The sequence below is a fragment of the Mycobacterium sp. E796 genome (genome assembly GCF_001672815.1).
Taxonomy (GTDB): domain Bacteria; phylum Actinomycetota; class Actinomycetes; order Mycobacteriales; family Mycobacteriaceae; genus Mycobacterium.
In genome coordinates this window covers 1-26426 of sequence record NZ_LZKK01000334.1, presented here as the reverse complement: position 1 = coordinate 26426, position 26426 = coordinate 1, and the positions used below count along the sequence as shown (strand labels likewise).

Annotated in this window: 25 protein-coding genes and 1 tRNA gene; 24 read left to right on the top strand and 2 right to left on the bottom strand. The window is 68.2% G+C overall.

The window, feature by feature from the left end:
- Window positions 1–364: 364 nt before the first annotated feature.
- Both A5706_RS27245 and A5706_RS27240 read right to left on the bottom strand, forming a co-directional pair.
- A tRNA-Arg gene (locus tag A5706_RS27245) sits at window positions 365–437 on the bottom strand.
- Window positions 438–510: 73 nt separating this feature from the next.
- On the bottom strand, window positions 511–1479 hold the full coding sequence (locus tag A5706_RS27240) for a GlxA family transcriptional regulator (protein ID WP_197518004.1): 969 nt from the start codon (window positions 1477–1479) through the stop codon (window positions 511–513).
- 105 nt (window positions 1480–1584) lie between these two features.
- Here A5706_RS27240 and A5706_RS33285 point away from each other — a divergent pair, with 105 nt between their 5' ends.
- The 24 genes from A5706_RS33285 (at window position 1585) to A5706_RS27120 (ending at window position 26293) form a co-directional block, all read left to right on the top strand.
- A complete protein-coding gene (locus tag A5706_RS33285) occupies window positions 1585–2025 on the top strand; it encodes a hypothetical protein (protein WP_156767365.1) in 441 nt (146 codons plus the stop codon).
- Between the two features lie 35 nt (window positions 2026–2060).
- Entirely contained in the window at window positions 2061–3167 is a 1107-nt protein-coding gene (locus A5706_RS27230; RefSeq protein ID WP_197518003.1) for an alanine racemase, read from the top strand.
- An 81-nt stretch (window positions 3168–3248) separates the two neighbouring features.
- Window positions 3249–4901: an arginine--tRNA ligase gene (gene argS / locus A5706_RS27225; protein WP_068138116.1), complete on the top strand. Its 1653-nt coding sequence runs from the start codon at window positions 3249–3251 to the stop codon at window positions 4899–4901.
- Complete coding sequence (gene lysA, locus A5706_RS27220; protein ID WP_068138115.1) at window positions 4898–6316, top strand: diaminopimelate decarboxylase; 1419 nt, start codon at window positions 4898–4900, stop codon at window positions 6314–6316. The genes argS and lysA overlap by 4 nt, the downstream gene beginning before the upstream one ends.
- 3 nt (window positions 6317–6319) lie before the next feature.
- Window positions 6320–7645: a homoserine dehydrogenase gene (locus tag A5706_RS27215; protein ID WP_068138108.1), complete on the top strand. Its 1326-nt coding sequence runs from the start codon at window positions 6320–6322 to the stop codon at window positions 7643–7645.
- Window positions 7642–8724, top strand: a complete 1083-nt coding sequence (gene thrC / locus A5706_RS27210) for a threonine synthase (protein ID WP_068138106.1) — start codon at window positions 7642–7644, stop codon at window positions 8722–8724. The genes A5706_RS27215 and thrC overlap by 4 nt, the downstream gene beginning before the upstream one ends.
- 3 nt (window positions 8725–8727) lie before the next feature.
- Entirely contained in the window at window positions 8728–9675 is a 948-nt protein-coding gene (gene thrB / locus A5706_RS27205) for a homoserine kinase (RefSeq protein ID WP_197518002.1), read from the top strand.
- 261 nt (window positions 9676–9936) lie between these two features.
- Window positions 9937–11772 (top strand): transcription termination factor Rho, encoded by a 1836-nt coding sequence (gene rho, locus A5706_RS27200; protein ID WP_068138104.1) that lies wholly within the window; start codon window positions 9937–9939, stop codon window positions 11770–11772.
- 13 nt (window positions 11773–11785) lie between these two features.
- Window positions 11786–13366, top strand: a complete 1581-nt coding sequence (fadD1, locus tag A5706_RS27195) for a fatty-acid--CoA ligase FadD1 (protein WP_068138101.1) — start codon at window positions 11786–11788, stop codon at window positions 13364–13366.
- A gap of 143 nt (window positions 13367–13509) precedes the next feature.
- Window positions 13510–13752 (top strand): 50S ribosomal protein L31, encoded by a 243-nt coding sequence (gene rpmE / locus A5706_RS27190; RefSeq protein WP_067148709.1) that lies wholly within the window; start codon window positions 13510–13512, stop codon window positions 13750–13752.
- Window positions 13753–13830: 78 nt separating this feature from the next.
- Window positions 13831–14904 carry a peptide chain release factor 1 gene (prfA, locus tag A5706_RS27185; RefSeq protein WP_068138098.1) on the top strand — a complete coding sequence of 358 codons (1074 nt, stop codon included), beginning with the start codon at window positions 13831–13833 and terminating at the stop codon, window positions 14902–14904.
- Window positions 14901–15743: a peptide chain release factor N(5)-glutamine methyltransferase gene (gene prmC, locus A5706_RS27180; RefSeq protein WP_068138096.1), complete on the top strand. Its 843-nt coding sequence runs from the start codon at window positions 14901–14903 to the stop codon at window positions 15741–15743. The genes prfA and prmC overlap by 4 nt, the downstream gene beginning before the upstream one ends.
- A complete protein-coding gene (locus A5706_RS27175) occupies window positions 15740–16393 on the top strand; it encodes an L-threonylcarbamoyladenylate synthase (protein ID WP_068138093.1) in 654 nt (217 codons plus the stop codon). Before prmC ends, A5706_RS27175 begins: the two co-directional genes overlap by 4 nt.
- Window positions 16394–16504: 111 nt before the next feature.
- The gene (locus tag A5706_RS27170) at window positions 16505–17686 is read left to right on the top strand and encodes a glycosyltransferase family 4 protein (protein WP_197518001.1); all 1182 of its coding nucleotides are present in this window, start codon (window positions 16505–16507) and stop codon (window positions 17684–17686) included.
- A gap of 248 nt (window positions 17687–17934) precedes the next feature.
- The gene (locus A5706_RS27165) at window positions 17935–18402 is read left to right on the top strand and encodes an ATP synthase subunit I (protein WP_068138090.1); all 468 of its coding nucleotides are present in this window, start codon (window positions 17935–17937) and stop codon (window positions 18400–18402) included.
- Window positions 18395–19150 (top strand): F0F1 ATP synthase subunit A, encoded by a 756-nt coding sequence (gene atpB / locus A5706_RS27160; protein ID WP_068138089.1) that lies wholly within the window; start codon window positions 18395–18397, stop codon window positions 19148–19150. The genes A5706_RS27165 and atpB overlap by 8 nt, the downstream gene beginning before the upstream one ends.
- Before the next feature lie 46 nt (window positions 19151–19196).
- The gene (locus tag A5706_RS27155) at window positions 19197–19442 is read left to right on the top strand and encodes a F0F1 ATP synthase subunit C (protein ID WP_066928722.1); all 246 of its coding nucleotides are present in this window, start codon (window positions 19197–19199) and stop codon (window positions 19440–19442) included.
- 9 nt (window positions 19443–19451) lie between these two features.
- Window positions 19452–19970, top strand: coding sequence for a F0F1 ATP synthase subunit B (locus A5706_RS27150; RefSeq protein ID WP_068138083.1), 519 nt, complete (start codon window positions 19452–19454; stop codon window positions 19968–19970).
- A 5-nt stretch (window positions 19971–19975) separates the two neighbouring features.
- A complete protein-coding gene (locus A5706_RS27145) occupies window positions 19976–21316 on the top strand; it encodes a F0F1 ATP synthase subunit B/delta (protein WP_068138080.1) in 1341 nt (446 codons plus the stop codon).
- Between the two features lie 53 nt (window positions 21317–21369).
- Entirely contained in the window at window positions 21370–23043 is a 1674-nt protein-coding gene (gene atpA, locus A5706_RS27140) for a F0F1 ATP synthase subunit alpha (protein WP_068138077.1), read from the top strand.
- A 6-nt stretch (window positions 23044–23049) separates the two neighbouring features.
- Window positions 23050–23973 carry a F0F1 ATP synthase subunit gamma gene (locus A5706_RS27135; protein ID WP_068138073.1) on the top strand — a complete coding sequence of 308 codons (924 nt, stop codon included), beginning with the start codon at window positions 23050–23052 and terminating at the stop codon, window positions 23971–23973.
- Between the two features lie 20 nt (window positions 23974–23993).
- Complete coding sequence (gene atpD / locus A5706_RS27130; protein WP_068138070.1) at window positions 23994–25451, top strand: F0F1 ATP synthase subunit beta; 1458 nt, start codon at window positions 23994–23996, stop codon at window positions 25449–25451.
- Between the two features lie 26 nt (window positions 25452–25477).
- A complete protein-coding gene (locus tag A5706_RS27125) occupies window positions 25478–25843 on the top strand; it encodes a F0F1 ATP synthase subunit epsilon (protein ID WP_068104759.1) in 366 nt (121 codons plus the stop codon).
- Window positions 25844–25849: 6 nt separating this feature from the next.
- Window positions 25850–26293, top strand: a complete 444-nt coding sequence (locus A5706_RS27120; protein ID WP_068104757.1) for a DUF2550 domain-containing protein — start codon at window positions 25850–25852, stop codon at window positions 26291–26293.
- Window positions 26294–26426 lie beyond the last annotated feature (133 nt).

Sequence of the window (26426 nt, the reverse complement as noted above, 5' to 3'; positions counted from 1 at the left end):
CGGCAAATCCAAATAGGGACTTTCGCCCTCTGTGGTCGGGCCTAAAATCATGCACGCGTCGCCCGGCGCTGGCGACGGCCGGGCCGGGCCGGGCGCTTGGCATGGGGCCTGGCCCGCCACGGCGCGCGGGGCGAACGGCGGCAAATCGGGAGCGAGCCGCGCTTCTTGTTGCTCCGTTCTGGCCGTGGTCGTAAATCCTTGCCATACCAGCCGGATAATCCGACGACTCGCTTCTCAACGTGGCCGCAACAGGTGTGTTGGCAAACGTTAGGCCACTCGTCACAGCGACCCGGAATGACCTATAGATCACACGGAGCCTTGGCGATAAAACGGAAAATGGCTGATGACATGCTGGAATAGGCTGTGCCCCCGGCAGGATTCGAACCTGCGGCCTTCTGCTCCGGAGGCAGACGCTCTATCCCCTGAGCTACGGGGGCGCAAAACACGATGCTGCGCCATGGGCCCAGCCAGAGTAACGCATCGGCGTGACGGTTGTGACCCCGCCAGGGCTCAAGAGGCCCTTGCCTGGGCACTCGGACGCAGCGCCCCGGGTGATCGGCCGGTGTGCTTCTTCACCAGTCGGTGCAGAGTCGCCGGATCCGCCAACCCCACCGCGGCCGCGATCTCCTCGAGCGGCATGCGGGTCGTGCGCAGCAGATGTAGCGAGCGTTCGAGGCGAACCCGCTGCACCAGCTGCAAGGGGCTGAGGCCCACCGCGTTTCGCGTCCGGCGCGCCAGCGTCCGGGTGCTGAGGCCGCACGACCGGGCCAGCGAGTCGAGCGTGTGCGATTCGTCCAACCGCGACCGCACGAAACGCTCCAGCGTCGCGATCGTCTCGTCGCGCGCCGCCAGGTGCGAGGGAATGAGGAAGCTCGCCTGCGAGGTCCGCTGATCTGCCACGAGCCGGTTCGCGAGTTCGTCGGTGAGCGCGGCGCCGCCGAGGTCGCGCATCAACGCGAGCATCAGGTCGATGTGCGCGAAGGCGCTCCCGGCCGTCCAGATCGGCCCGTCGCGAACGACCATTTCGTCGATGACGACGCGGGCCGCCGGCGCGACCCTGGCGAGGTCGGCCCCGAGCCACCACGTCGTGACGCAACGCCGACGATCGAGAAGACCGGCCGCGCCCAGGACGAATACGGCCGTGCACGACGCCGCGATTTCCGCGCCGCGGGCGTCCGCGCCCGCCAGCCACTCGGCGGCCACGGCGACGTCGGCGCCGGCGAGCCTCTCGGCGATTTCCTCGGGCTGCGCGGCGCCCAGCCCGGGCACCACGACGACGTCTCGCGCGCCGGCGTGCGCCAGGGGTTGTGCGGCGACGGCGAGGCCACCGCGCAGGGCGACCTGGCTTTCCGGGGAGACGAACCGCAGGTCGAACGCCGGTTTGCCGAGGATCCGATTGGCCGCCGAGACCACGTCGATCGTGACACCCACCGCGCTGGCGCTGGCCCCGTCGAGCGTCAGGACATCGAAACCGATCACGTGGCGAATTATGCAAGAAAGCTGTCTTCCTCGCCACTGGATTCTGCGGCGCAGCCGGAGGAGATTACGAGGGCAAGAACCCCTTAAGGACATGACATGCCGCTGATGCGCGTAACACTGACACCCGGCGCCTTCGACGAGACCGGCAAGGAGCGCCTGGTCACGGGCCTCACCGAGGCGGCGTGCCGCGCCGAGTCGGTGCCCGACCAGCCCCAGCACCGGATGCGGGCCCTGGTCCTGCTGCACGAGCTCTCGCCCGGATGCTTTTACTCCGCCGGCACCTCAGCGGACGCCGCGGTCGCCGGCGTATTCATCGACTGGCAGGTCAGCGCCGGGGTCCTCGACGGGGCCCGCAAGGCGCGATTCGCCGGCGAAATTCAGGAGGTCGCCGCGGCGGCTCAAACCAACGGCGACAGGATGGTCATCACGTCGTGCGTCATCCACGAAGTGCCCGAAGGCCAGTGGGCTCAGAACGGCGCAATCCGCCGACTCCCGGACATCGTCCCGATTGCGGGATTCGAGCACCTGACCTCCGTCGCGTCCTGATGCCGATGCGTCGGGCGGAACGATTGGCGCAAGCCATGATTGGCGAGCCGAACTCCCGATTCCGCCTGCCCACGCCGGCGCTGATCCTGGACGAGGCGGCGCTGGACGCCAACATCGGTCGTATGGCCGATCGCACGCGCGGCAAGGTCGCCCTGCGCCCGCACGCCAAGACACACAAATGCTCCTGGATCGCCGGAAAGCAGATCGCCGCCGGCGCGGTGGGCGTCTGCTGCGCCAAAATCGGGGAGGCCGAGGCACTTTCGGCGGCCGGCGTGCGCGGCATCCTCCTGACGTCGCCGGTCGCCGATCCGCTGATGCCTAAGCGGCTGTGCGACGTGGCGGCGCTCGACCCCGGCTTTGCCTGTGTGGTGGATCATCCCGACCCGGCGACCGCGCTCAGCGCCGAAGCGTGCCGCCGCGGCATGCGGGTCGATGTCCTCGTCGACGTCGACGTGGGGCTCGGCCGCACCGGCGTCTCCGGCCCGCACCAAGCGGTCGCGCTGGCCGACCATATCCATCGGTGCGACGGGCTGACGATGGCCGGTGTTCAGGGCTACGGCGGTCACTGGCAGCACATCCCCGGCTTCCAACACCGTTGCGACGCAGTCAAAATCGGCGTGGAAACGCTCACCGCAGTGGTCGACGCCCTGCACACCGCCGGTCACCGGGTCGGCATCGTCACCGGCGGCGGCACCGGAACCGTCGCGGCCGATCTGGACCTGGGTGTCCTCAACGAATTGCAGCCCGGCTCTTACGTCTTCATGGACGCCGAATATCGCGACGCATTGGGCGACGACGACGACGGGGCCTTCCAAACCAGCCTGTGGGTCTCGAGCCAAGTCGTGAGCGCCAACGCCGACGCGATCGTCACCGTCGACGCCGGCCTGAAGGCGTTCGCGACGGACGGCCCCATGCCCCGCCCGGCCGGTTCCCGGTTCGGCGGCTCGACGTACGCGTTCTTCGGCGACGAACACGGCGCGCTCACCCGGCCCGCCGGCGCACCCGTCAGCCTCGGGGAACGCGTGGAGTTCGCCACCCCGCACTGCGACCCCACCGTCGATCGGTATGACGCCTATCACGTCGTCCGCGGCGACCGGCTGGTGGACATCGTGCCGATCGAGGCCGCCCGCGCCAGTCGGTAGCGGCCCAGGCCCCGGTGCGGCCGCGCTGCCCCCTCTAATAGATTCGGGGCCGGGGGACCCTAGCCAATAGGATGGACGCTCGTGACCCCCGCCGACCTGGCCGAGCTGCTCAAAGTCACCGCCGCCGCGGTGCTTGCCGAGCGCGGGCTGGACGCTGCCGCGTTGCCGGCGACGGTCACGGTTGAGCGGCCGCGTAATCCCGATCACGGTGACTACGCCAGCAACCTGGCGCTGCAGCTGGGCAAAAAGGTCGGCGCCAACCCGCGTGAGCTGGCCGGATGGCTCGCCGAAAAGCTGGCCGGGGCCGACGGAATCGCGGCCGCGGAGGTCGCCGGGCCGGGCTTCATCAACATGCGCCTCGAGGCGTCGGCCCAGGCGGTGGTCGTCACCAACGTCATCGACGCCGGCGACGAGTTCGGGTACTCCGACGACCTGGCCGGGCAGAAGATCAACCTGGAGTTCGTCTCGGCCAACCCCACCGGGCCGATCCACATCGGCGGCACCCGCTGGGCCGCGGTCGGCGACGCGCTGGGCCGGTTGCTGTCCACCCAGGGCGCCGACGTGGTGCGCGAGTACTACTTCAACGACCACGGCGCGCAGATCGACCGTTTCGCCAACTCGTTGATCGCCGCGGCCAAGGGCGAGCCGACGCCACAAGACGGCTACGCGGGCGCCTACATCAACGACATCGCCGCGCAGGTGCTGCAGAAAGCGCCGGACGCGCTGAGCCTGCCCGAAGCCGAAATGCACGAGACGTTCCGCGAAATCGGCGTCGACCTGATGTTCACCCACATCAAGGAGTCGCTGCACGAGTTCGGCACCGACTTCGACGTCTACACCCACGAAGACTCGATGCACACCAGCGGACGCGTCGAGCAGGCCATCGCCCGGCTTCGCGGCACCGGCAACGTCTACGAGAAGGACGGCGCAACCTGGTTGCGCACCAGCGCTTTCGGTGACGACAAGGACCGCGTCGTGATCAAGAGCGACGGCAAGCCGGCCTACATCGCCGGCGACATCGCCTACTACCTGGACAAGCGGCAACGCGGCTTCGACCTGTGCATCTACATGCTCGGCGCCGACCACCACGGCTACATCGCCCGGCTGAAGGCCGTGGCCGCCGCGTTCGGCGAAGACCCGGCCAGCGTCGAGGTGCTCATCGGACAGCTGGTCAACCTGGTCCGCGACGGCCAGCCGGTCCGGATGAGCAAGCGGGCCGGGACGGTGCTCACGCTGGACGACCTGGTCGAGGCGATCGGCGTCGACGCGGCGCGCTACAGCCTGATTCGCTCGTCGGTGGACACCCCGATCGACATCGACCTGGCGCTGTGGTCCTCGGCGTCCAACGAAAACCCGGTCTATTACGTGCAATACGCGCACGCGCGGCTCTCGGCGCTGGCCCGTAACGCCGCCGAGCTCGGCCTGATCCCCGACACCGGCCACCTCGAGCTGCTCAGTCACGACAAGGAGGGCGCGCTGCTGCGCAGCATCGGCGAATTCCCCCGGGTGGTGAAAACCGCCGCCGCGCTGCGGGAACCGCACCGGATCTGCCGCTACCTGGAGGACCTCGCCGGCGACTACCACCGGTTCTACGACTCCTGCCGCGTCCTGCCGCAGGGCGACGAGCAGCCCGGCGACCTGCACACCGCGCGGCTGGCGCTCTGCCAGGCCGCCCGCCAGGTCATCGCCAACGGCCTGACGATCCTCGGCGTCACCGCACCGGAGCGAATGTGAACGTCCATCCCGCCGGTCCCCGGCACGCCGACGAGACCCGCCACGCCGAAAGCCCGCCCCGGCCGCAATCCCCCGAGGAGCTGCTGCTGCTCGCGCCGAACGTGTGGCCGCGCAGCACAACTCGCGGCGAAAACGGAGCAGCCGTCATCGGGGGAGTCGCGGTCACCGACCTCGCCCAGGAGTACGGGACCCCGTTGTTCGTCATCGACGAGGACGACTTCCGCTCCCGCTGCCGCGACATGGCGGCGGCGTTCGGCGGCGGCCACCACGTGCATTACGCCGCCAAGGCGTTCCTGTGCACCGAGATAGCGCGCTGGATCAACGAGGAGGGCCTCTCGCTGGACGTGTGCACCGGCGGGGAACTGGCCGTCGCGCTGCACGCGGACTTCCCGCCGGAGCGGATCACGCTGCACGGCAACAACAAATCCGTCGCCGAACTGACCGCCGCGGTCAAGGCCGGGGTGGGCCACGTCGTGCTGGACTCGATGATCGAAATCGAGCGCCTCGACGCCATCGCGGGCGAGGCCGGCATCGTCCAGGACGTGCTGGTGCGCCTGACCGTCGGGGTCGAGGCGCACACCCACGAGTTCATCTCCACCGCGCACGAGGACCAGAAGTTCGGGCTGTCGGTGGCCAGCGGCGCGGCGCTGGCGGCGGTGCGCCGAGTGTTCGCCACCGACCACCTACGGCTGGTCGGGTTGCACAGCCACATCGGCTCCCAGATCTTCGACGTCGCCGGCTTCGAGCTCGCCGCGCACCGCGTCATCGGCCTGCTGCACGAGATCGTCGACGAGTTCGGCGTCGACAAGACGGCCCAGCTGTCGACGGTCGATCTCGGTGGCGGCTTTGGCATCTCGTACCTGGCGCCCGACGATCCCCCGCCCGTGGGCGAGCTGGCGGCCAAGCTGGGCGCCATCGTGCGCAGCGAGTCGGCGGCCGTCGGGCTGCCCACGCCCAGGCTGGTCGTCGAGCCGGGCCGCGCGATCGTCGGGCCCGGCACCATCACCCTCTACGAGGTCGGCACCGTCAAGGACGTCGACGTGAGCACTACGGCGCACCGGCGCTACGTCAGCGTCGACGGCGGCATGAGCGACAACATCCGGACCGCGCTCTACGACGCGCAGTACGACGCCCGGCTGGTCTCGCGAGCCAGCGACGCGCCGGCGGAACTGGCCCGCATCGTCGGAAAGCACTGCGAGACGGGCGATGTCGTTGTCCGCGACACGTGGGTCCCGGGGGATCTGCAGCCGGGCGACCTGCTCGGGGTCGCCGCCACCGGCGCCTACTGCTATTCGCTGTCGAGCCGCTACAACATGATCGGCCGTCCCGCGGTGGTGGCCGTGCGCGGTGGGCGCGCCCGCCTGGTGCTGCGCCGGGAGACGGTCGACGATCTCTTGAGTCTGGAAGTGAGGTGACCCGTGCCCGGTGACGAAAAGCCCGTCGGCGTAGCGGTACTCGGGTTGGGCAACGTCGGCAGCGAAGTCGTCCGCATCATCGAGGACAGCGCCGCCGACCTGGCGGCCCGTATCGGTGCCCCGCTGGTGCTGCGCGGTATCGGGGTGCGCCGCGTCGCCGCCGACCGCGGCGTGCCCATCGGGCTGCTGACCGACAACATCGAAGAGCTGGTGTCCCGCGCGGACGTCGACATCGTCGTGGAGTTGATGGGGCCCGTCGAGCCCGCCCGCAAGGCGATCCTGGCCGCGCTCGAACACGGCAAGTCCGTGGTCACGGCCAACAAGGCGCTGCTGTCCATCTCCACCGGGGAGCTGGCCCAGGCGGCCGAAAACGCCCACGTCGACCTGTATTTCGAGGCGGCGGTCGCGGGCGCGATCCCCGTCATCCGCCCGCTCACCCAATCGCTGGCCGGCGACACGGTGCTGCGGGTGGCCGGCATCGTCAACGGCACCACGAACTACATCCTGTCCGAGATGGACAGCACCGGCGCCGACTACGCCAGCGCGCTGGCCGACGCCAGCGCGCTGGGCTACGCCGAGGCCGATCCCACCGCCGACGTCGAAGGCTACGACGCCGCGGCCAAGGCCGCGATCCTGGCGTCCATCGCCTTCCATACCCGGGTGCATGCCGACGACGTCTATCGCGAGGGCATCACCAAGATCACCCCGGCCGACTTCGCGTCCGCGCGGGCGCTGGGCTGCACCATCAAACTGCTGTCCATCTGCGAGCGCGTCACGGGAGACGACGGCCAGCAACGGGTTTCGGCCCGCGTCTACCCCGCGCTGGTGCCCCTGTCGCATCCGCTGGCCACGGTCAGCGGGGCGTTCAACGCGGTGGTGGTCGAGGCCGCGGCCTCGGGGCGGCTGATGTTCTACGGCCAGGGGGCCGGCGGCGCGCCCACGGCGTCCGCGGTCACCGGCGACCTGGTGATGGCCGCCCGCAACCGGGTGCTGGGCAGCCGCGGGCCCAAGGAATCCCGGTACGCCCAGCTTCCCATCGCCCCAATGGGTCTCATCCCCACCCGCTACTACGTCAGCATGAGTGTCGCCGACGAACCCGGCGTATTGGCTTCGGTGGCAACGGAATTCGCCAAGCGCGAGGTGAGCATCGCCGAGGTGCGCCAGGAGGGCATGGTCGACGAGGGCGGCCGGCGGGTCGGGGCCCGCGTCGTGGTGGTCACCCACACCGCCACCGACGCCGCGCTGTCCGAAACCGTTAGGGCGCTGGCCGATTTGGATGTCGTGCAGGGCGTGACGAGCGTGCTGCGACTGGAAGGAAACGGCCTGTGAGCATCCCCCGGACCGCAACCCACCAACCCTGGCCCGGAGTGATCGCGGCCTACCGCGACCGGTTGCCGGTCGGTGACGACTGGACCCCGGTCACCCTCCTGGAGGGCGGCACCCCGCTGATCGCCGCGGCCCGGCTCTCGGAAAAGACCGGCTGCACCGTGCATCTCAAGGTCGAGGGCCTCAATCCCACCGGCTCCTTCAAGGACCGGGGCATGACGATGGCGGTCACCGACGCCCTGGCCCGCGGCCAGCGGGCGGTGCTGTGCGCATCGACCGGCAACACCTCGGCCTCGGCGGCGGCGTACGCCGCGCGGGCCGGCATCACCTGCGCGGTGCTGATACCGCAGGGCAAGATCGCGATGGGCAAGCTGGCGCAGGCGGTCATGCACGGCGCCAAGATCATCCAGATCGATGGCAACTTCGACGACTGCCTGGAACTCGCCCGCAAGATGGCCGCCGACTTCCCGACGATCTCGCTGGTGAATTCGGTGAACCCGGTGCGCATCGAGGGCCAGAAGACGGCCGCGTTCGAGATCGTCGACGCCCTGGGCGCCGCCCCCGACGTGCACGCGCTTCCGGTCGGCAACGCCGGCAACATCACCGCGTACTGGAAGGGCTACACCGAGTATCACCATGAGGGCGTGATCGACAGGCTGCCCCGCATGCTCGGCGCTCAGGCCGCCGGCGCCGCGCCCCTGGTGCACGGCGAACCGGTCCGCAACCCGGAAACCATCGCCACCGCGATCCGCATCGGCGCCCCGGCGTCGTGGACGGCCGCGGTAGCGGCGCAACAACAGTCCAACGGCCGCTTCCTGGCCGTCACGGACGAGGAGATCCTGGCGGCATACCATCTCGTGGCCGCCTCCGAGGGCGTCTTCGTCGAGCCGGCGTCCGCGGCCAGCATCGCGGGGCTACTCAAGGCCGTCGACGACGGCTGGGTGGCCCGCGGTTCGACGGTGGTCTGCACGGTGACCGGAAATGGCCTCAAGGATCCCGACACCGCGCTGAAGGACATGCCGACCGTGTCCCCGCTGCCCGTCGATCCCGTCCTCGTCGTCGAACAACTGGGCCTCGCGTAAGACATGACGGTTCAGATGCTGCCCGCCGGGCTGGTGGCCAGCGCCGTGGTGTCGGCATCCAGTGCCAATCTCGGCCCCGGGTTTGACAGCATCGGCCTGGCGCTGGACCTGCGCGACGAGATCGTCGTAGAGACAACCGATTCCGGGCTGCAGGTGGTGGTCGAGGGTGAGGGCGCCGACCAGGTGCCGCTCGACGCCGACCATCTGGTCGTGCGCGCTGTCCGGCGCGGGCTGGACGCCGTGGGCGCCGGCGCGCCCGGCCTGGTGGTGCGCTGCCGCAACGCCATCCCGCACTCCCGCGGCCTGGGCTCCTCGGCGGCGGCCGTCACCGGCGGCCTGGCTGCGGTGAACGGGCTTGTGGCGCAGACCGATTCGACCCCACTGAGCGTCGATCGGCTTATCCAGCTGTGCTCGGAATTCGAGGGGCACCCGGACAATGCCGCGGCCGCGGTGCTGGGCGGCGCAGTGGTCTCCTGGACGGACAGCACCGGTGACCGGCCCCGCTACTCCGCGGTGTCGCTTCGGCTGCACCCGGACATCCACCTGTTCTGCGCGATTCCCGAGGAACGCTCGCTGACCGCCGAGACCCGGGTGCTGCTGCCCAACCTGGTCGGCCACGAAGAGGCCAGCTTCAACGTCAGCCGGGCCGCGTTGCTGGTCGTCGCGCTCACCGAGCGCCCCGACATGCTGATGCCGGCCACCGAAGACCTGCTGCACCAACCCCAACGCGCCCCCGCGATGAGGGCATCGGCGGAATATTTGCGGCTGTTGCGGCGTCATAACGTCGCAGCGACGCTTTCCGGGGCTGGTCCCTCGCTGATCGCACTGAGCACAGAGCCAGAGTTACCCACGGAGGCGCTGGAGTACGGCGCCGCGCACGGATTCGCCGTCACCAAGATGTCCGCTGGCGAAGGAGTTCGCTGGAGCCCGGGCGTCACCGTCGCCGGTTAATCCACAGCGTGGCCGGAGGGTTTGCTTGCTTCCGATCCGGATGCAGGTTATCCTCGGAGCCGTCCAGCAATCGCAGCATCTGCATCTGCAACTGCCTTGCCGCTAGGACAACACCAATTCTTCTCGTGAACGAGGTTCGCCGTCTTCTCCGCCGATCCGGGCGATCACCGTTGCAGAGTCGATGATTGGGCGCACTCGGCAAATTGGCTGAATGCAACGAACCCCCGTATGACCTGATCAGCGGGGGAAGAAAGGAACTCCGTGACAGATACGGACCTATTCACGGCTGGCGAAAACACCGATAGCAATCACGCTTCGGACGCCGTGACCACAGACACACCCGACGCGAAAACCAACGCCTCGGCCGGCTCCCTGTCCACCATGGTGCTGCCCGAGCTGCGTGCGCTGGCCAGCCAGGCCGGCGTCAAGGGGACGTCCGGGATGCGCAAGAACGAACTCATTGCCGCGATAAAGGAAATCAGGGGGCAGGCCAACGGGACGGCGGCCCCCGCCGCCCCGGACACCGCCCCGGCGGACAGCGGCAAATCCGAGCAATCCGACACGGCCACCGCCGACGCACCGGCGGAAGCGCCGGCCGCGCAAGGGGAACAGAACGGTTCCACCGGCGAGGCCCCGCGCCGCGAACGGCGCGGGGCCAGCCGCGAAGCGGGATCACCGTCCGAGGACGCGGACACCCAAAAGGGCGGCAACCGCGAAGCCGACAAGCGCCAAGACCGCCAGCAGGACACCAAGACCGACGAGCGGGGCGGCGACCAGGGCGGCGATCAGCAAGGTCAGGGCGGCCAGCAGAACCGCGGCGGGTCGAACCAGCAGGACGACGACGGCGAGGGCCGTCAGGGCCGGCGGGGACGCCGGTTCCGCGACCGCGACCGCAGGCGCCGCGGCGAACGGTCGGGCGACGGGGCCGACACCGAACTCCGCGAGGACGACGTCGTTCAGCCCGTCGCCGGAATCCTTGACGTGCTCGACAATTACGCGTTCGTTCGCACCTCCGGCTACCTGGCCGGCCCGCACGATGTCTACGTCTCGATGAACATGGTGCGCAAGAACGGGCTGCGCCGCGGTGACGCGGTGACCGGCGCGGTTCGGGTGCCCCGCGACGGCGAGCAACCCAACCAGCGGCAGAAGTTCAACCCGCTGGTGCGCCTGGACAGCGTCAACGGCGGCTCGGTCGAAGAGGCCAAGAAGCGGCCCGATTTCTCCAAACTGACGCCGTTGTACCCCAACCAGCGGCTGCGCCTGGAAACCACCCCGGACCGGCTGACCACGCGGGTCATCGACCTGATCATGCCGATCGGCAAGGGCCAGCGGGCGCTGATCGTGTCGCCGCCCAAGGCGGGTAAGACGACGATCCTGCAGGACATCGCCAACGCGATCACCAAGAACAACCCGGAATGCCACCTCATGGTCGTCCTCGTCGACGAGCGGCCCGAGGAGGTCACCGACATGACGCGCTCGGTCAAGGGCGAGGTCATCGCCTCGACGTTCGACCGGCCGCCGTCGGACCACACCTCGGTCGCCGAGCTGGCCATCGAACGCGCCAAGCGGCTCGTCGAGCAGGGCAAGGACGTGGTGGTGCTGCTCGACTCCATCACCCGCCTGGGCCGCGCCTACAACAACGCGTCGCCTGCCTCCGGCCGAATCCTGTCCGGTGGTGTCGACTCCACCGCGCTGTATCCGCCGAAGCGCTTCCTCGGCGCGGCGCGCAACATCGAGGAAGGCGGGTCGCTGACCATCATCGCCACCGCGATGGTCGAGACCGGGTCCACCGGTGACACGGTCATCTTCGAGGAGTTCAAGGGGACCGGTAACGCCGAGCTCAAGCTGGACCGCAAGATCTCCGAACGCCGGGTCTTCCCCGCGGTCGACGTCAACCCGTCCGGCACCCGCAAGGACGAGCTGCTGCTCTCGCCCGACGAGTTCGCGATCGTGCACAAGCTGCGCCGCGTGCTGTCGGGTCTGGACCCCCACCAGGCCATCGACCTGCTGATGTCCCAGCTGCGCAAGACCAAGAACAACTACGAGTTCCTGGTGCAGGTGTCCAAGACGACCCCCGGGTCGATGGACAACGACTAAACGCGGCAGCGCCGTGGCGGAGACGCTGCAGCAACTGCTTCGCAAGCGCCTGGAACAGGACACGCCGGCGCTGAAGTACGGCGACCGCGTCTGGACCTGGCGCGAGCACCTGGCCGACGCCACCACCACCGCGGCCGCCGTCATCGGGGTCGCCGACCCGGGCCGTCCGCTGCACGTGGGCGCCCTGCTGGGCAACACCCCCGAGATGCTCACGGCCATGGCGTCGGCGGCGCTCGGCGGCTACGTGCTGTGCGGCATCAACGACACCCGCCGCGGCGCCGCGCTGGCCCGCGACATCGCCCGCGCCGACTGCCAGATCCTGCTCACCGATCCGGCGCACCGGGGGCTGCTGGACGGCCTCGACCTGCCCGGGGTCCGGGTCTTCGACGTGTCCGCCGAGCCGTGGCGCGCGCTGCTGAGCGGCGCCGGACCCCTCACGCCGCATCGCGAGGTCGCGCCGACCGACACCTTCATGATGCTGTTCACCTCCGGCACCAGCGGCGACCCGAAGGCCGTCCGGGTCACCCACCTCGTCGTGCTGTTCGCCGGGGCAACGCTGGTCGGGCGGTTCGAGCTCGACGCCTCCGACGTCTGCTACCTGTCGATGCCGCTGTTTCACGCCAACGCGCTGTATGCCGGGTGGAGCGTGGCGGTGTCCACCGGCGCGGCCATGGCCCCCGCGACGTTCTCGGCATCCGGGCTGCTGGGAGACCTGCGCCGGTACGGGGCCACCTTCATGAACTACGTCGGCAAGCCGCTGGCCTTCGTGCTGGCCACGCCGGAGCGACCCGACGACCACGACAACCCGCTGCGGGTCGCGGTCGGCAACGAGGCCAGCGATCGAGACATCGCCGAGTTCAGCAGGCGATTCGACTGCACGGTGTGGGACGGCTTCGGCTCCACCGAGGGCGCGATCGTCATCACCCGCGAAGACGGGTGCCCGCCCGGGTCGCTGGGCCGCGGCTTCCCCGGGGTCGCCGTCTACAACCCCGACACCTTGGCCGAGTGCCCGCCCGCCACCTTCCGCGACGGCGCCCTGACCAACGCCGACGAGGCGATCGGGGAGCTGGTCAACACCACGGGCGCAGGCATGTTCGCCGGCTACTACAACGACTCCGAGGCCACCGACGCGCGGCTGCGACACGGCATGTTCTGGTCCGGCGACCTCGCCTACAAAGACGCCGACGGCTGGCTCTACTTCGCCGGGCGCAGCGGCGACTGGTTGCGCGTCGACGGGGAAAACATGACCACGGCGCCCATCGAACGCATCTTGGAGCGGTTGGCACCGATCAGCCACGTCGCGGTCTATGCGGTGCCCGACGACCACTCGGGTGACCAGGTGATGGCGGCGATCGTGCTGGCCGACGGCGCGGAGCTGACGCCCGAGGAATTCGGCCGGTTCCTGGCCGATCAGCCCGACCTGTCGCCCAAGGCGTGGCCCCGCTACGTCTGGCTCGCCGACCGGTTGCCGACCACGGCGACCAACAAGATCCTCAAACGCGAGCTCAGCGCGCTGGGCACCGCACCCGGCGGCGGCGTGGTGTGGACCCGCGCCGCAAAAAGCCGCGTCTACCGCGACACGTCGCGGCCCTGAGCAGCCGGGAATGCGGGCGACCAGCTCGCTGTTTGGGCTGATGTAGGTTGACCTGGCATAATCGGGGGTCGACTAACCCAGGAACAGATCAGGTTCCCGGAGTTCGCGCCCGGTCCGGGCGGCAAACGATCGAAGAGGACATCATGAAAGCTGACATTCATCCCGCGTACGGCGAGACCACCGTGCATTGCGGGTGTGGCAATACCTTCACCACCCGCAGCACCAAGCCCGGCGGCAACATCGTCGTCGAGGTCTGCTCGCAGTGCCACCCCTTCTACACCGGCAAGCAGAAGATCCTCGACAGCGGCGGCCGGGTGGCCCGCTTCGAGAAGCGCTACGGCAAGCGCAAGGCCGCGGCCGACTCGGCCGAGTCGACCGACAAATAGCTGGCTTACCGACGCCCGAACTGTGCGAGTCTGCACAGGCCGGGCGTCGGTTTTGTGTCCGGGGGTAGGAGGTGTGACGTGACGAAGCCGGTGCAGACCATCGACGTGCTGCTCGCCGAACACGCCGAGCTGGAGAAGCGGCTGGCCGACCCCGAGTTGCACAGCAACCCCGACGAGGCGCGCAAGGCGGGACGCCGATTCGCCCGACTGGCGCCGATCGTCGGCACCTACCGCAAGCTGGAGGCCGCGCGCGGCGACCTCGAGGCCGCGCGCGAACTGGCCGTCGACGACGAGTCGTTCGCCGACGAGGTGACCGAGCTGGAGTCCCGGGTGGCCGAACTGGACACCCAGCTCACCGACATGCTGGCGCCCCGCGACCCCCACGACGCCGACGACATCGTGCTCGAGGTCAAATCCGGTGAGGGCGGCGAGGAATCGGCGCTGTTCGCCGCCGACCTGGCCCGGATGTACATCCGCTACGCCGAGCGACACGGCTGGACGGTCACGGTGTTGGACGAAACCACCTCGGATCTGGGTGGTTACAAGGATGCGACGCTGGCCATCGCCAGCAAGGGCGACGCCGCCGACGGGGTGTGGTCGCGGATGAAGTTCGAGGGTGGGGTGCACCGGGTGCAACGGGTTCCGGTGACGGAATCCCAAGGCCGCGTTCACACGTCGGCCGCGGGCGTCTTGGTCTATCCCGAGCCCGAGGAAGTCGGCGAGGTGCAGATCGACGAGTCCGACCTGCGCATCGACGTCTACCGCTCGTCCGGCAAGGGCGGGCAGGGTGTCAACACCACCGACTCCGCGGTGCGGATCACGCACCTGCCCACCGGGATCGTCGTCACCTGTCAGAACGAACGGTCGCAGCTGCAGAACAAGGCCCGCGCCATGCAGGTGCTGGCGGCCCGGCTGCAGGCCCTCGCCGAGGAAAAGGCGCTCGCCGACGCGTCGGCCGATCGGGCCAGCCAGGTCCGCACCGTGGACCGCAGCGAACGGATCCGCACCTACAACTTCCCCGAGAACCGGATCACCGATCATCGAATCGGTTTCAAGGCACACAATCTCGACCAGGTGCTCGACGGTGACCTCGACGCGTTGTTCGACGCGCTGAGCGCGGCCGACAAGCAATCGAGGCTGCAGCAGGCATGACCGTCCTGCGGCGCGCGATCGACTCGGCGGCGGCGCAACTCGCCGAAGCCGGGATCGATTCCGCACGCTACGACGCCGAGGAGTTGGCCGCCCACCTGACCGGCACCGAACGCGGACGGCTGACCCTGCTCGAGTCGCCGGGCGACGAATTCTTCGGCCGCTACCGCGAGATCGTGGCCGCGCGCTCGCAGCGGGTGCCGTTGCAGCATCTCACCGGGACGGCGGCGTTCGGGCCGGTGACGCTGCAGGTCGGCCCCGGAGTTTTCATTCCGCGCCCGGAGACCGAGGCCATGCTGGAATGGGCCACCGCGCAAGCCCTCCCGGCGCGGCCCGTGATCGTCGACCTGTGCACCGGATCCGGGGCCTTGGCCGTGGCGCTGGCGAACCACCGCCCCGCCGCGCGGGTGATCGGCCTCGACGACTCCGAGTCGGCCCTCACGTACGCGCGCCGCAACGCGGCGGGCACGGCCGTGGAACTGATTCGCGCCGACGTGACCGCCCCCGGATTGCTGTCCGAGCTGGACGGACTCGTCGACCTGGTGGTGGCCAACCCGCCCTACGTTCCCGATGACCACGCGGTGGAAGCCGAAGTGGCCCAACATGATCCGCCGCACGCGGTGTTCGGCGGGCCGGACGGGATGGCGGTCATCGCGGGCGTCGTCCGACTCGCCGGGCGCTGGCTGCGCCCGGGCGGCCTGCTCGCCGTCGAGCACGACGACACCACGTCGGTGCGGACGGTCGAATTGATCGAAGCCACAGGGATTTTCGAGGATATCGAGGCCCGCCGGGATCTGGCCGGGCGGCCGAGATTCGTGACGGCGCGAAGGGGGCCCCGTTGACCACCGTGTTCGACTGCGGCGATCCCGACCAGCGTTCGGTCGGAATCGCCTCGGCGGCGGGTGCGGTCAAGAACGGCCGGCTCGTGGTGCTGCCGACCGACACCGTGTACGGGATCGGCGCCGACGCCTTCGACAGCACCGCGGTGGCGGCGCTGCTCGCGGCCAAGGGCCGGGGCCGGGACATGCCGGTGGGCGTGCTCGTCGGCTCCTGGCACACCATCGAGGGGCTGGTCTACACGATGCCCGACGGGGCGCGCGACCTGATCCGCGCGTTCTGGCCGGGCGCATTGAGTCTGGTGGTGACGCAGGCGCCGTCGTTGCATTGGGACCTGGGCGATGCCCGCGGCACGGTGATGCTGCGGATGCCGCTGCACCCGGTGGCAATTGAGCTGCTGCGCGAGGTGGGGCCGATGGCGGTGTCCAGCGCCAACGTTTCCGGCCGCCCGCCCGCGGTCGACGCCGACGAGGCCCGCGACCAGCTCGGCGATCTGGTGGATGTCTATCTCGACGCGGGGCGCTCGCAGCAGCAGGCCGCCTCCACGATCGTCGACCTGACGGGGGAGACGCCGCGCATCCTGCGGGCGGGCCCGGTCAGCGCCGAGCGGATCGCCGAAGTCCTCGGCCTGGACCCGGCTCTTTTGAAGAGCTAGTCGCCGAACGTGAACCCACTGCGAAGATTGGGCAATTTTTAGCAGTGGTTTCACGTTCGGCGCGGTGAGGGCGCCGCCAATCCCGTCTCAGCCCGGTGCAGTACGGTTTCGTTGGTGTCCAGCCTTGCCGGTGGTCTGCTCGCCCTGTCCGATCGCGGCACCGGCGTCCCGCTGCGCGAGCTGGCGGTGGTCGGGCTGACCGCCGCGATCGTCACGTACTTCGCGACCGGACCGGTGCGCGTCCTGGCCACCCGGCTGGGCGCGGTCGCCTATCCGCGCGAACGCGACGTGCACGTGACCCCCACCCCGCGCATGGGCGGCCTGGCGATGTTCCTCGGCGTGATCTCGGCCGTCTTCCTGGCCTGGCAGCTTCCGGCGCTCACCCGCGGCTTCGTCTACTCCACCGGCATGCCCGCCGTCCTGGTGGCCGCCGCGGTGATCGTCGGTATCGGCCTGATCGACGACCGCTGGGGCCTGGACGCCCTGACCAAGTTCGCCGGCCAGATCACCGCGGCCAGCGTGCTGGTGACCATGGGCGTCGCCTGGAGCGTCCTTTACATCCCGATCGGCGGCGTCGGCACAATCGTGCTGGACCAGGCGTCGTCGATCCTGCTGACCCTGGCGCTGACGGTGTCGGTCGTCAACGCGATGAACTTCGTCGACGGGCTGGACGGGCTGGCCGCCGGGCTGGGGCTGATCATGGCGATGGCGATCTGCCTGTTCTCGGTCGGCCTGCTGCGCGACCACGGCGGCGACGTGCTGTTCTATCCGCCCGCGGTCATCTCGGTGGTGCTGGCGGGCGCCTGCCTGGGCTTCCTGCCGCACAACTTCCATCGCGCCAGGATCTTCATGGGCGATTCCGGCTCGATGCTGATCGGCCTGATGATCTCCGCGGCCGCGACGACCGCGGCGGGCCCCGTTTCGCAAAACGCCTACGGCGCCCGTGACGTGTTTGCTCTGCTGTCACCGTTCCTGCTGGTGGCCGCCGTGATTTTCGTGCCGATGCTCGACCTGTTGCTGGCGATCGTGCGCCGCACCCGCGCGGGCCGCAGCGCATTCAGCCCGGACAAGATGCACCTGCATCACCGGTTGCTGCAGATTGGCCATTCGCATCGCCGGGTGGTGCTGCTCATCTATTTATGGGTGGGCATTGTCGCGTTCGGCGCCGCCAGCACAATCTTTTTCAATCCGCGCGACACCGGCGCGGTGATGCTGGGGGCGATCGTGGTCGCCGGAGTGGCGACGGCGATCCCGCTCCTGCGCCGCCGCGACGACTACTCGGACTTGGACTAGACGAGGGCTACGACACCCAGTAGTAGTAGTGCCCCTTGTATGGTACGGTGCAGGTAGAACCCCAAAATGAGACCTTGAGGGTTGCCGGCCAGCCGGCCCTTCGGACGCTTGTCCGAGCGCGCCGACTCACGACCGACAAAGGGAGCTACCCCTTGGGTGATTCCAGCGTGACGTGCGATACGCTCGGCGGGCCACCGATCGGTCGGTCGAGGGTTCCCCGCTTTACTACCTGGGATTGAGGTGCTGCAGTGACGACACCAGCGCAGGACGCGCCGTTGGTGTTCCCCTCTGTTGCTTTCCGTCCGGTTCGGCTGTTGGCGATCAGCCTCGCGGTCACCGCGCTGGCGATGCTCGGCGCCGGATTGTCGGGCCGCCTCATGCTCGGCGTGTTCTTCGGTGTGGGGTTGCTATTGGGTTTGCTCAACGCATTGTTGGTCCGGCGTTCGGTCGCGTCGATCACCGCGAAAGAGCACCCACTGAAAAGCTCGATGGCACTCAATTCGGCGACCCGGCTGGCGATTATCACCGTCATCGCGCTGATCATTGCCTACGTTTTCCGGCCGAACGGCTTGGGCGCGATGTTCGGCCTGGCGCTCTTCCAGGTGCTCCTGGTCGTGTCGACCGCGGTGCCGGTCTACAAGAAGCTGCGCACGGGCGAGCCGGCCGCATCCCTGGGCCCAGACGGGTCGGACGGAAGGAGCACCAGCGATGACTGAGACGATCCTGGCCGGTTCCCAGATCGAGGTTGGCGAGCACACCACCGCAACGTGGCTGGGCCTGACCGTCAACACCGACACCGTGCTGTCGACCGCGATCGCCGGCGTGATCGTGATCGCCCTGGCGTTCTTCTTGCGCGCAAAGATCACCTCGAGCGGCGTTCCCAGTGGGGTGCAACTGTTTTGGGAGGCGCTCACCATCCAGATGCGCGACCAGATCGAGAGCGCCATCGGGATGCGGATCGCGCCGTTCGTGCTACCGCTGGCCGTCACCATCTTCATCTTCATCCTGATCTCCAACTGGCTGTCGGTGCTGCCGCTGCAGTACACGGACAAGTCCGGTCACACCACCGAGTTGCTCAAGTCGGCCGCGGCGGACATCAATTACGTGCTGGCGCTGGCCCTTTTCGTCTTCGTCTGCTATCACATCGCAGGCATCTGGCGCCGGGGCATCGTCGGTCACCCGCTCAAGGTGCTCAAGGGGCACGTGGCGTTCCTGGCTCCGATCAACCTGGTCGAAGAATTGGCGAAGCCGATTTCGTTGTCGCTCCGTCTCTTTGGGAACATCTTCGCGGGCGGCATCCTGGTGGCGCTGATCGCGCTCTTCCCGCCCTACATCATGTGGTTGCCCAACGCGATTTGGAAATCGTTCGACCTCTTCGTCGGGGCGATCCAGGCCTTCATCTTCTCGATCCTGACCATCTTGTACTTCAGTCAGGCCATGGAGCTGGAGGATCACCATGACTAGCCAAGCCAGATAAGCCAACAGATAGAGCTGGATAAAGGAGGAAAGAATGGACCCCACTATCGCTGCCGGTGCCCTCATCGGCGGGGGGATCATCATGGGCGGCGGCGCGATCGGAGCCGGTATCGGTGACGGTATCGCCGGTAACGCGCTGGTTTCGGGTATCGCCCGGCAACCCGAGGCGCAGGGCCGGCTGTTCACGCCGTTCTTCATCACCGTCGGTCTGGTTGAGGCGGCCTACTTCATCAACCTGGCGTTCATGGCGTTGTTCGTATTCGCCACGCCCGTCACGTAGTTCGCTGTGATGGGTGACCCGAACCCCATGGTGCTCGCCGCAGGCCAGGTGGTCGCCGAGGGAGGCAAGGGGGGCAGCAACTTCCTTGTCCCCAACGGCACGTTCTTCTTCGTGCTCGCCATCTTCCTCATCGTGCTCGGCGTCATCGGCACCTTCGTGGTGCCGCCGATCCTCAAGGTGCTGCGCGAACGCGACGCCATGGTCGCCAAGACCGCTGCCGACAACAAGAAGTCGGCCGAGCAGTTCGAAGCCGCCCAGGCCGATTACGAAGAAGCCATGAAGGAAGCCCGCGTGCAGGCGTCGGCCTTCCGCGACAACGCCCGCGCCGAAGGCCGCAAGGTCATCGAGGACGCGCGGGCCCACGCCGAGCAAGAGGTGATGGCGACGGTGCAGCTGGCCTCCGAGCAACTCAAACGGGAACGGGACGCCGTGGAGTTGGATCTGCGCGCCAACGTCGGAACCATGTCGGCGACCCTGGCCAGCCGGATCCTCGGCGTCGACGTCACCACCTCCGCCGCGACAAGGTAAGGCTGATGTCGACTTTTCTCGGACAGTTGCTCGGGTTCGCGGTCATCGTCGCGCTGGTGTGGCGGTACGCCGTGCCGCCGGTGCGCAGGATGATGGCCGCCCGACAGGATTTGGTGCGCCAGCAGTTGGCCGATTCGGCCGCGGCCGCCGACCGGCTGACCGAGTCGACCACCGCCCACAGCAAGGCGGTCGAGGCGGCCAAGGAAGAAGCCGAACGGGTGGTCGAAGAAGCCCGCGCGGACGCGGAACGCATCACCGAGCAGTTGCAGGCGCAGGCCGGGGTCGAGGCCGAACGCATCGCGGCGCAGGGCGCGCGCCAGGCCGAGCTGCTGCGGGCGCAGCTGACCCGTCAGCTTCGCCTCGAGCTCGGGCATGAATCCGTCCGCCAGGCAGGGGAGTTGGTGCGCAGTTACGTCGCCGACCCCGAACAGCAGTCGGCGACCGTCGACCGGTTCCTGGACGATCTCGAAGCCATGGCCCCCGCCCCCGCCGAGGTGGCGTACCCGCTAATAACGAAGATGCGCTCCGCCAGTCGCGAGGCGGTGCGCAGCCTGTCGGATCGATTCCGCACCATCGCCGAAAACCTTGACAACAATGCGCTTTCCAAACTTTCCAGCGAGCTGGTGTCGGTGGCCAAGATGCTGGACCGCGAAATCGTCGTCACCCGGTACCTCACCGACCCGGCCGAAGACTCGGCGCCCCGGGTCCGGCTGATCGAGCGCCTGGTGTCCGGCAAGGTCAGCGACGCCACGCTCGACGTGCTGCGGGCGGCCGTTTCCGAGCGTTGGTCGGCCAACTCCGATCTGATCGACGCCATCGAGCACATCTCGCGGCAGGCGCTGCTGGAGGTCGCTGAACGCGAGGACCGCGTCGACGAGGTCGAAGAGCAGCTGTTCCGGTTCGCGCGCATCCTCGACGCGCAGCCGCGACTGTCCATCCTGTTGGGCGACTACGCGTCCCCCGCCGAAGGGCGAGTTGAGTTGCTGCGCAAGGTGCTTGCCAGCGCCAGCGGCAGGGTCAACCCGGTCGCGCGGGCGCTGCTGAGCCAGACCGTCGAGCTGCTGAGGGGCGAACCGGCCGAGGAGGCCATGAAGTTCTTGGCACAGGTCGCGGTGGCGCGCCGGGGCGAAATCGTCGCGCAGGTGGGCGCGGCGGCCGAGCTCACCGACGCCCAACGCACACGTGTCACCGAGGTCCTCAGCCGCATCTACGACCATCCGGTATCGGTGCAGCTGCAGATCGATCCCGAATTGCTGGGCGGCCTGTTGATCGCCGTGGCCGACGAGGTGATCGACGGGACGCTCTCGTCTCGGCTGGCCGCGGCGAAGGCCCAGTTGCCCGACTGACCACACCATCACAACAGCATGCGAACGAAGATCAAGTAGGAAGACGAAAAGCCATGGCAGACTTGACAATCTCGGCTGACGACATCCAAAGCGCCATCGAGGAATACGTAGGCTCTTTCACCGCCGACACCTCGCGCGAGGAGGTCGGTACCGTGGTCGACGCCGGTGACGGCATCGCGCACGTCGAAGGTTTGCCCTCCGTGATGACCCAGGAGCTGCTCGAGTTCCCGGGCGGGGTCCTCGGCGTCGCGCTCAACCTGGACGAGCACAGCATCGGCGCGGTAATCCTGGGTGACTTCGAGAAAATCGAAGAGGGCCAACAGGTCAAGCGCACTGGCGAGGTGTTGTCGGTCCCCGTCGGCGACGCGTTCCTGGGCCGGGTCGTCAACCCGCTGGGCCAGCCGATCGACGGGCGCGGAGACATCGACACCGACATCCGGCGCGCCCTGGAGATCCAGGCGCCGTCGGTGGTGCAGCGCCAGGGCGTGAAAGAGCCTCTGCAGACCGGGATCAAGGCCATCGACGCGATGACCCCGATCGGCCGCGGGCAGCGCCAGCTGATCATCGGCGACCGCAAGACCGGCAAGACCGCGGTCTGCATCGACACCATCCTCAACCAGCGCCAGAACTGGGAGTCGGGCGACGAGCGCAAGCAGGTGCGCTGCGTGTACGTGGCCATCGGGCAGAAGGGCACCACGATCGCGGCCGTGCGCCGCGCGCTCGAAGAGGGCGGGGCGATGGACTACACCACCATCGTCGCGGCTCCCGCGTCGGACTCCGCCGGCTTCAAATGGCTTGCGCCCTACACGGGTTCGGCGATCGCACAGCACTGGATGTACGACGGCAAGCACGTGCTGATCGTCTTCGACGATCTGAGCAAGCAGGCCGAGGCGTACCGCGCGATCTCGCTGCTGCTGCGCCGCCCGCCGGGCCGCGAGGCCTACCCGGGCGACGTCTTCTACCTGCACTCGCGGTTGCTGGAGCGCTGCGCCAAGCTGTCCGACGACCTCGGCGGCGGTTCGCTGACGGGCCTGCCGATCATCGAGACCAAGGCCAACGACATCTCGGCCTACATCCCCACCAACGTCATCTCGATCACCGACGGGCAGTGCTTCCTAGAGTCCGACCTGTTCAACCAGGGTGTCCGGCCCGCGATCAACGTCGGTGTCTCGGTGTCCCGCGTGGGTGGGGCGGCGCAGATCAAGGCCATGAAAGAGGTGGCCGGCTCGCTGCGTCTGGACCTGTCGCAGTACCGCGAACTGGAGTCCTTCGCCGCGTTTGCGTCCGACCTGGACGCCACGTCCAAGGCGCAGCTGGAGCGCGGCGAGCGGCTGGTCGAGTTGCTCAAGCAGCGGCAGTACCAGCCCATGCCGGTCGAGGAGCAGGTGGTCTCGATCTTCCTGGGCACCGGCGGCCACCTGGACTCGGTTCCCGTCGAGGACGTCAGGCGGTTCGAAACCGAGTTGCTGGACCACATGCGGGCTTCCGAGGAGAAGTTCCTGGCCGGCATCCGGGACAGCCAGAAGCTTTCGGAAGAGGGCGAGAACGAGCTGACCGAGATCATCAAGAAGTTCAAGAAGGGCTTCGCGGCCTCCGACGGCGGATCGGTGGTGCCCGACGAGCACGTCGAGGCGATGGACGAGGAAGACCTCGCAAAGGAGTCGGTGCAAGTCAAGAAGGAAAAGCCGAAGAAGGAATCGAAGGACTCCAAGAAGGACAAGAAGTAGCTAACGATGGCGGCCACACTTCGCGAACTGCGCGGCCGGATCCGATCGGCCGGGTCGATCAAAAAGATCACCAAGGCCCAGGAGATGATCGCGACCTCGCGCATCGGTAAGGCGCAGGCACGGCTGGAATCCGCGCGCCCCTACGCATTCCAGATCACGGCGACGCTCACCACCCTGTCCGCCGAAGCGGCGCTGGACCACCCCCTGCTGGTCGAGCGGGAGAACCCGACGCGGGCCGGCGTACTGGTGGTGTCTTCCGACCGTGGCTTGTGCGGCGCCTACAACTCGAGCGTCTTTCGTCGCTCCGAGGAGCTGTTCTCCCTGCTGAGGGAGGAGGGAAAGACGCCGGTCCTCTACACCGTGGGCCGTAAGGCGCTGAACTACTTCAAATTCCGCAACTGGGACATCACCGAGTCGTGGGCGGGTTTCTCCGAGCAACCGACGTACGAGAACGCCGCGGAGATCGCCACCACCCTGGTCGACACCTTCATGAAGGGCACCGGGGACGACGAGGATCGGCTGTCCGACGACGAAGGCGGCCAGGGTGTTGATGAGCTGCACGTCGTGTACTCGGAGTTCAAGTCGATGATGTCGCAAACGGCGGTGGCGCACCGCATTGCCCCGCTGGTGGTGGAGTACGTCGAGGAAGAAGAGGAACTGCACACCCTCTACTCCTTCGAGCCGGACGCGACGACGCTGTTCGAGGCCCTGCTGCCGCGGTACCTCACCACCCGCGTGTACGCGGCGCTGCTGGAAGCGGCGGCGTCGGAGCTGGCGTCACGCCAGCGTGCGATGAAGTCGGCCACCGACAACGCGGACGACCTCATCAAAGAACTGACGCTGATGGCGAACCGCGAGCGGCAGGCCCAGATCACCCAGGAGATCAGCGAAATCGTCGGCGGCGCAAATGCGCTCGCGGACGCTAAGTAGCACCACGAGGAAGAAGAGACATGACTGCTACTGACGAAAAGACCACAGACTCGAAGGACACCGACACCAGCGGCCGCGTCGTGCGCGTCACCGGTCCGGTCGTCGACGTCGAGTTCCCGCGCGGCGCCGTTCCGGAGCTGTTCAACGCGCTGCACGCCGACATCACCTTCGAGGAGCTCAAGAAGACGCTCACGCTCGAGGTCGCACAGCACTTGGGCGACAACCTGGTTCGCACGATCTCCCTGCAGCCCACCGACGGCCTGGTGCGCGGCGTCGAGGTCACCGACACCGGCAACTCGATCTCGGTGCCGGTCGGCGAGGGCGTCAAGGGCCACGTCTTCAACGCCCTGGGCGACTGCCTGGACAAGCCGGGCTACGGCGAGGAATTCGACCACTGGTCGATCCACCGCAAGCCGCCGGCCTTCGAGGAGCTCGAGCCGCGCACCGAGATGCTGGAGACCGGCCTGAAGGTCGTCGACCTGCTGACCCCGTACGTGCGTGGCGGCAAGATCGCCCTGTTCGGTGGTGCCGGCGTCGGCAAGACGGTGCTCATCCAGGAGATGATCAACCGCATCGCCCGAAACTTCGGTGGTACTTCGGTTTTCGCGGGGGTGGGCGAGCGCACCCGCGAGGGCAACGACCTGTGGGTCGAGCTCAAGGAAGCCGACGTGCTCAAGGACACCGCGCTGGTGTTCGGTCAGATGGACGAGCCGCCCGGCACCCGTATGCGGGTGGCGCTGTCCGCGCTGACGATGGCGGAGTGGTTCCGCGACGAGGCGGGCCAGGACGTGCTGCTGTTCATCGACAACATCTTCCGGTTCACCCAGGCGGGCTCCGAGGTGTCGACCCTGCTCGGCCGCATGCCGTCGGCGGTGGGCTACCAGCCGACGCTGGCCGACGAGATGGGCGAGCTGCAGGAGCGGATCACCTCGACGCGTGGGCGCTCGATCACGTCGATGCAAGCGGTTTACGTGCCCGCGGACGACTACACCGACCCGGCGCCCGCGACGACGTTCGCGCACCTGGATGCCACCACCGAGCTGTCGCGTTCGGTGTTCTCCAAGGGCATCTTCCCCGCGGTGGACCCGCTGGCGTCGAGCTCGACCATCCTCGACCCGGGCGTCGTTGGCGACGAGCACTACCGGGTGGCGCAGGAAGTCATCCGAATCCTGCAGCGCTACAAGGACCTTCAGGACATCATCGCCATCCTCGGCATCGACGAGCTGTCCGAAGAAGACAAGCAGCTGGTCAACCGGGCGCGGCGCATCGAGCGGTTCCTGTCGCAGAACATGATGGCGGCCGAGCAGTTCACCGGTCAGCCTGGTTCCACGGTGCCGGTGAAGGAGACCATCGAGGCGTTCGACAAGCTGACCAAGGGCGACTTCGACCACATCCCCGAGCAGGCCTTCTTCCTGATCGGCGGCCTCGACGACCTGGCCAAGAAAGCCGAAAGCTTTGGCGCCAAGCTCGAATCCTGAGGGCATAAGTCGAAAGGCACAGTGGCATGGCCGAATTGAACGTTGAGATAGTCGCCGTCGACCGGAAGATCTGGTCGGGTGAGGCAACGTTCCTGTTCACCCGCACCACCGTCGGCGAGATCGGGATCCTGCCCCGGCATATCCCGCTGGTGGCGCAGTTGGTTGACGACGCCATGGTGCGTGTCGAACGCGAAGGCGAGGACGACTTGCGGATCGCGGTGGACGGCGGGTTCCTGTCGGTCACCGAGGAGACCGTCACAGTCCTCGCCGAGTCCGCGGAGTTCGAGTCGGAGATCGACGAGAGTTCGGCCCGGGAAGACGCCGAGTCCGACGATCCCCGCATTGCCGCCAGGGGGCGCGCCAGACTGCGCGCCGTCGGCGCGATCGACTAATTGCCGATGAGCGCGCCCATGATCGGCATGGTCGTGCTCGTCGTGTTGTTAGGCGCCGCCGTCCTCGCGCTGAGCTATCGGCTGTTGAAGCTGCGCCAGGGCGGAACCGCGGGAATCATGCGGGATATCCCCGCCGTCGGCGGTCACGGCTGGCGGCACGGGGTGATCCGGTACCGCGGCGGCGAGGCCGCGTTCTACCGGCTGTCCAGTTTGCGGCTGTGGCCGGACCGCCGCCTCAGCCGGCGCGGCGTGGAGATCGTCGCCCGGCGTGCCCCGCGCGGCGACGAGTTCGACATCATGACCGACGAGATCGTCGTTTTGGAGCTGCGTGACACGACTCAGGACCGCCGTTCCGGTTACGAGCTCGCGCTCGACAAGGGCGCACTGACCGCATTCCTGTCCTGGCTGGAGTCGCGGCCCTCACCGCGCGCCCGCCGCCGCAGCGTCTAGCGCCGAGCGACGTCGAAACTGCGGTGAGAGCGCGGTTTTCGCGCGGATTGCGATCTGTGCGCAGACTCGATGCCGCCTACGGGTTCGCGGCGCCGCCGCCGGGCCGCCACAGCACGTCCCCGTCGGGGTTGGC

Excerpts from the sequence above, each read along its gene's own strand:
- A5706_RS33285 (WP_156767365.1), top strand. The coding sequence starts at position 1,585 with ATGCGCGTAACACTGACACCCGGCGCCTTCGACGAGACCGGCAAGGAG.
- A5706_RS27230 (WP_197518003.1), top strand. The coding sequence starts at position 2,061 with ATGATTGGCGAGCCGAACTCCCGATTCCGCCTGCCCACGCCGGCGCTG.
- thrB (WP_197518002.1), top strand. The coding sequence starts at position 8,728 with ATGACGGTTCAGATGCTGCCCGCCGGGCTGGTGGCCAGCGCCGTGGTG.
- rpmE (WP_067148709.1), top strand. The coding sequence starts at position 13,510 with ATGAAAGCTGACATTCATCCCGCGTACGGCGAGACCACCGTGCATTGC.
- prmC (WP_068138096.1), top strand. The coding sequence starts at position 14,901 with ATGACCGTCCTGCGGCGCGCGATCGACTCGGCGGCGGCGCAACTCGCC.
- atpB (WP_068138089.1), top strand. The coding sequence starts at position 18,395 with ATGACTGAGACGATCCTGGCCGGTTCCCAGATCGAGGTTGGCGAGCAC.
- A5706_RS27155 (WP_066928722.1), top strand. The coding sequence starts at position 19,197 with ATGGACCCCACTATCGCTGCCGGTGCCCTCATCGGCGGGGGGATCATC.
- A5706_RS27150 (WP_068138083.1), top strand. The coding sequence starts at position 19,452 with ATGGGTGACCCGAACCCCATGGTGCTCGCCGCAGGCCAGGTGGTCGCC.
- A5706_RS27145 (WP_068138080.1), top strand. The coding sequence starts at position 19,976 with ATGTCGACTTTTCTCGGACAGTTGCTCGGGTTCGCGGTCATCGTCGCG.
- atpA (WP_068138077.1), top strand. The coding sequence starts at position 21,370 with ATGGCAGACTTGACAATCTCGGCTGACGACATCCAAAGCGCCATCGAG.
- A5706_RS27135 (WP_068138073.1), top strand. The coding sequence starts at position 23,050 with ATGGCGGCCACACTTCGCGAACTGCGCGGCCGGATCCGATCGGCCGGG.
- atpD (WP_068138070.1), top strand. The coding sequence starts at position 23,994 with ATGACTGCTACTGACGAAAAGACCACAGACTCGAAGGACACCGACACC.
- A5706_RS27125 (WP_068104759.1), top strand. The coding sequence starts at position 25,478 with ATGGCCGAATTGAACGTTGAGATAGTCGCCGTCGACCGGAAGATCTGG.
- A5706_RS27120 (WP_068104757.1), top strand. The coding sequence starts at position 25,850 with ATGAGCGCGCCCATGATCGGCATGGTCGTGCTCGTCGTGTTGTTAGGC.